The organism is Deltaproteobacteria bacterium CG11_big_fil_rev_8_21_14_0_20_42_23 (assembly GCA_002796345.1).
Lineage (GTDB): Bacteria > UBA10199 > UBA10199 > 2-02-FULL-44-16 > 2-02-FULL-44-16 > 1-14-0-20-42-23.
This window is the reverse complement of record PCXC01000026.1, coordinates 1-4,095: the sequence shown is the minus strand read 5'-3', so window position 1 is coordinate 4,095 and position 4,095 is coordinate 1. Positions and strand designations below refer to the sequence as shown.

Here is a 4,095-nt window from a genome sequence, read left to right as displayed (position 1 = left end):
CTTTTGGAAGAGGCTTTTCATTTGAGCAATTTGAGCTTTTTTCTCTTCAGGCGCACCCCTTCCTCTCTTTAACAAAAGAGGGTTGCTGGCAAGCATTTTATCAAGAGCGTTAACCCTTGCTGTGATATCTTTACTTCCATCAGCATCGTTCCACATCTGTTCAATACTTGCTTGAGGAAACAGCGTTTTTAAAACCTTAATATATTCCTCTTTTACACGCTTCAGGGTAACTGTTCGCTCTTCACCTTCCTTCAGATCACCATCCTTCTTCTTCAACGTGAGACCATCTTTCATAAACTTCTTCGTTACATCTTCCACTTGCTTATCAGTTGGAAAATGAAGTTCTTCTGTAAGCACGCGATGGACTTCAGCTTCGCCGGCAATAAGCAAGGACATCGCTTTGCCTTTTTCGCCATTGAGATAGTTGTTAGCAATGTCTCTCCACACATTGGCAGAAAGTGCCTGTGCAAAAGCTTTTGCCAAAGCTAGCCGGTATAATTCACGCGGGCTTGCATTTTCAAAAGGGATAAGTGCAGTATTCAAAGCCGTGAGGCTTGTTTCATCATTGGTTTTCAAAAACTCTTTAAACCTACCTTCTTTATCACCAGAGAGTTCGGCCAAAAAGCTTCCACGCAATTCCTCTGGAGCTTTCTTCATCACTTCTTCAGCAGCAGCTTGAAGTGTATTGAGCTGATCTGGATTCAACAAGTTGTTACCAGAAGTATGCTGCAAGAGATCACTCATATCACCATAGGCTTGGGCGAACGCGGCACTTTCCCAGCCAAAAGGTGAGTTTTTGTTGGTAGTAAGCTCTTGAGAAAGCTGCTGGAGGCTACCAGGACTAAAAAGCGAAATTCCGTAGGGACGAATAAAACTTTTCACCTCCAATAACAATAAAGCGGGTAGAGGCCGAAGGTCGCTTAAGGCTATTTCACTTCCAAAGCGTCCAGGTAATTCAAAGAGTGAACAGTGTGCAAATTCGCCAACTTTACCACCAGGATGCGTCATGAAACACCAAGATTGGAACACAGCATTGTCTACAGCACTGCTCAATCTTTGTGCAGTAATAGAAGCTGTAAGTGCTGGCGTAGATGGGGTTGCTACAGCTGCTGCTGGATTGCTGCGATCAACGGCCTCCGTAGCCACATCAACCGCTGGAACCACTGCAGGCTGTACAGCCGGAGCTGGAACAGGCAACCCGGCATCAGCGCTTCCAACAGGAGAACCTGGAACTGGCGAACCACCTAAAAACATGGCAACCTCTTGATTTTTATCGATTTATTAAATAGCACCTGTTTCCCCTTCACCCTTATTATCGGTTGAAAATCTTGGAAGTTGCTTGTTTAAGGGAAATTCGCACCTAAATGATTCCTTTCACCAGAAAGTGCCTGACACTTTTTGGTAAAGCATGCCTTTTTCAAAATTGACTTCCATTTTTAAACGGCTTAGAGGCTTTTGCATGCAACCGAATAGACTTGAACAACATTGGGAAGCCGTTAAACCACACATTTTGAAAGATTGGGACATTCTCACCAAAGAAGACTTAGACCATTCTGGCCCTCATTTTGACCGCCTCTTGGAACTCATCAGCACACGCTATTATCCCGGCCGCTCACGCATTTCGGTAGAAGGTAAAATTCGAGATTATCTGTATGGCCTGCTGGATGCTTTAGATTTTGATTAGATAATTCTTCGTCATTCCCACATGGTTTTAGCGGGAATCCCCTCGAACAATTCTGTTTTTTTGTCATCCTCTGGCTTGACCAGGGGATCCAGCAATTCAGGTAACTTTCTGTCTTTGCGAGGAGTGTTGTTAAACGACGTGGCAATCTCCTCTGGCAATTGCAAAATTGAGATCACCACGTCGCTTTGCTCCTCGTTATGACAATGCGCAGAATTGTCCGAGGAGATCCCGTATCAAGTACGGGATGACAGAGAATTAAAAGAATTCGCCCCACCACGCTTGAGCAAAACCATCAACAACGAAATAGCTGCAGGAGTTACTCCAGAAATGCGAGAAGCTTGGCCTAAATTTTCAGGTTGAACGCGTTTTAATTTTTCACATACTTCAGCTGAAAGCCCGCTAATGCCCTTGTACTGGAAGTTTGCGGGGATGCGTACACGGTCTAACTCTAGCATACGTTCTGCCATGTCGTGCTGCGAAGCAATGTATCCTTCGTATTTTATTTGAATTTCGGCTTGTTCCAACACCTCAGCTTGCGGAAGCTCATTTTTTACAAAGGCTTGCCACAATGATGTGGCGCTTACTTCCGGGCGCTTCAATAATTCCGAAATCAAAATACCGGGCTTTGCACCGCTTAAACCCAGTTGCTGCAAGGCTTGCAGGTTTTCTTCGTTTGGATTTACACGCGTGCTTCGAAATATTTTCAAGGTAGAATGTAAAGCTGTAGTTTTGTCTTGAAACATTTGCCAGCGTTCGTCGCCGAGTAAGCCTAGCTCTTTGCCAAAATGGCTAAGACGCAAATCTGCATTGTCTTCGCGCAGCAAGAGGCGATACTCCGCACGCGAGGTGAACATGCGATACGGCTCGGTGGTACTTTTGGTGATGAGGTCGTCGATGAGCACGCCAATGTAAGCTTGATCTCGCCCCAACACAAAAGCTTCTTCACCGCGCGTTTTTTTCACGGCATTGATGCCCGCCATCAAACCTTGTGCTGCAGCTTCTTCGTAGCCGGAGGTTCCGTTAATTTGGCCGGCCAAGAAAAGGCCATCTATATATTTAGTTTCCAAACTGTGAAAAAGCTGATGCGGATACACGCAATCGTATTCAACCGCGTAGCCCGCTTGCAAAATCTTGGCGTCTTCCAAACCGGGAATGGTGCGCAAAATATCGTACTGCACTTCAACAGGAAGCGAAGTTGATAGCCCGTTGATGTAGAACCTGTCTGAGTTTAAGCCTTCTGGTTCGATGAACAGTTGATGTTTTTCTTTGTCTTTAAAGCGCACCACTTTGTCTTCGATGGATGGACAATAGCGCGGACCAATACCTTGAATTTGCCCAGAATACATGGGCGACAAGTGAATGTTGTTGTGAATTATTTGGTGCGTCGCTTCATTGGTGTAGGTGATGAAACAACTGCGTTGTTCCAAAGTGTTTTCAACGTGTTCGAACGAAAACCGCGGCCGAGGTTCTTCTCCTGGCTGCTCTTCGCAAATAGCAGTATTTACTGTAGCTACATCAAGACGTGGACATGTTCCCGTTTTCAAGCGGCCAAGTTCAAAGCCAAAATCGCGAAACACTTGTGATAAGCCAGTGGCCACGAAATCCTGAACCCGTCCGCCTTTCACGCGTTGCATGCCAAAGTGCATTTCACCATTTAAGAAAGTGCCCGTAGTCACCACAACCGCATTCGCAAAAATTTCTTCGCCAGAAGCCAGCACCACACCACGAAGTGTTTTGCCTTCTAAAATGAGGGCTTCAACCACACCCTCTTTGAGTTCGAGATTGTTTTGCTGACGCATGATGTTTACCATGCGTTCGGCATAGGCCGCAGAATCAGACTGGCAGCGGGTTCCCCGAACAGCAGGCCCACGGCTCATGTTGAGACGGCGAAACTGAATGCCGGTGGCATCCGCGTTTTTGCCCATCTCGCCACCAAGCGCATCGATCTCACGAACTAAGTGCCCCTTGGCAAGCCCACCAATAGCGGGGTTGCAGCTCATTTTGGCGATGGTATCAAAGCGCCCAGTCACACACAACGTAGCAGCACCCATGCGAGCCGCAGCCAAAGCGGCTTCGCAACCAGCATGCCCAGCCCCAACCACAATAATGTCATAAGTGTTTCGCATAACGTGCGCTTACTTAGCGTAAGAGACTTGAGTCTGTCTAGGGAATTATTTTTCAACTGAAATGATGTTTTTTTGCTCTTGTCATCCTCTGGCTTGACCAGGGAATCCAGTAATTCTGCGTCATCCTGAGTGAAACGAAGGATCTCCTCGGTCAATTTCGTTTTTGTTATGTCGAGTACTTGAATTGTCAGAGGAGATCCTTCACTTCGTTCAGAATGGGCATAATGGCAAAAAATGTGTGCTCGAGTTACCACTATCCTAAATAAATTCAAATAGTTGTTGATA

At 46.1% G+C, this 4,095-nt stretch carries 3 protein-coding genes; 1 reads left to right on the top strand and 2 read right to left on the bottom strand.

Translation table 11 applies throughout. The features are described from left to right. The coding region (locus COV43_02775) for a hypothetical protein (protein ID PIR26077.1) at positions 1-1,254 on the bottom strand (1,254 nt) is incomplete at its 3' end. A 154-nt stretch (positions 1,255-1,408) separates the two neighbouring features. Between COV43_02775 and COV43_02770 the strand changes: the two genes are divergently transcribed. Beyond that, positions 1,409-1,684: a hypothetical protein gene (locus tag COV43_02770; protein PIR26076.1), complete on the top strand. Its 276-nt coding sequence runs from the start codon at positions 1,409-1,411 to the stop codon at positions 1,682-1,684. 233 nt (positions 1,685-1,917) lie between these two features. Here COV43_02770 and COV43_02765 read toward each other — a convergent pair whose 3' ends face one another. Next, a complete protein-coding gene (locus COV43_02765; protein PIR26075.1) occupies positions 1,918-3,810 on the bottom strand; it encodes a tRNA uridine-5-carboxymethylaminomethyl(34) synthesis enzyme MnmG in 1,893 nt (630 codons plus the stop codon). Between the last annotated feature and the right edge of the window lie 285 nt (positions 3,811-4,095).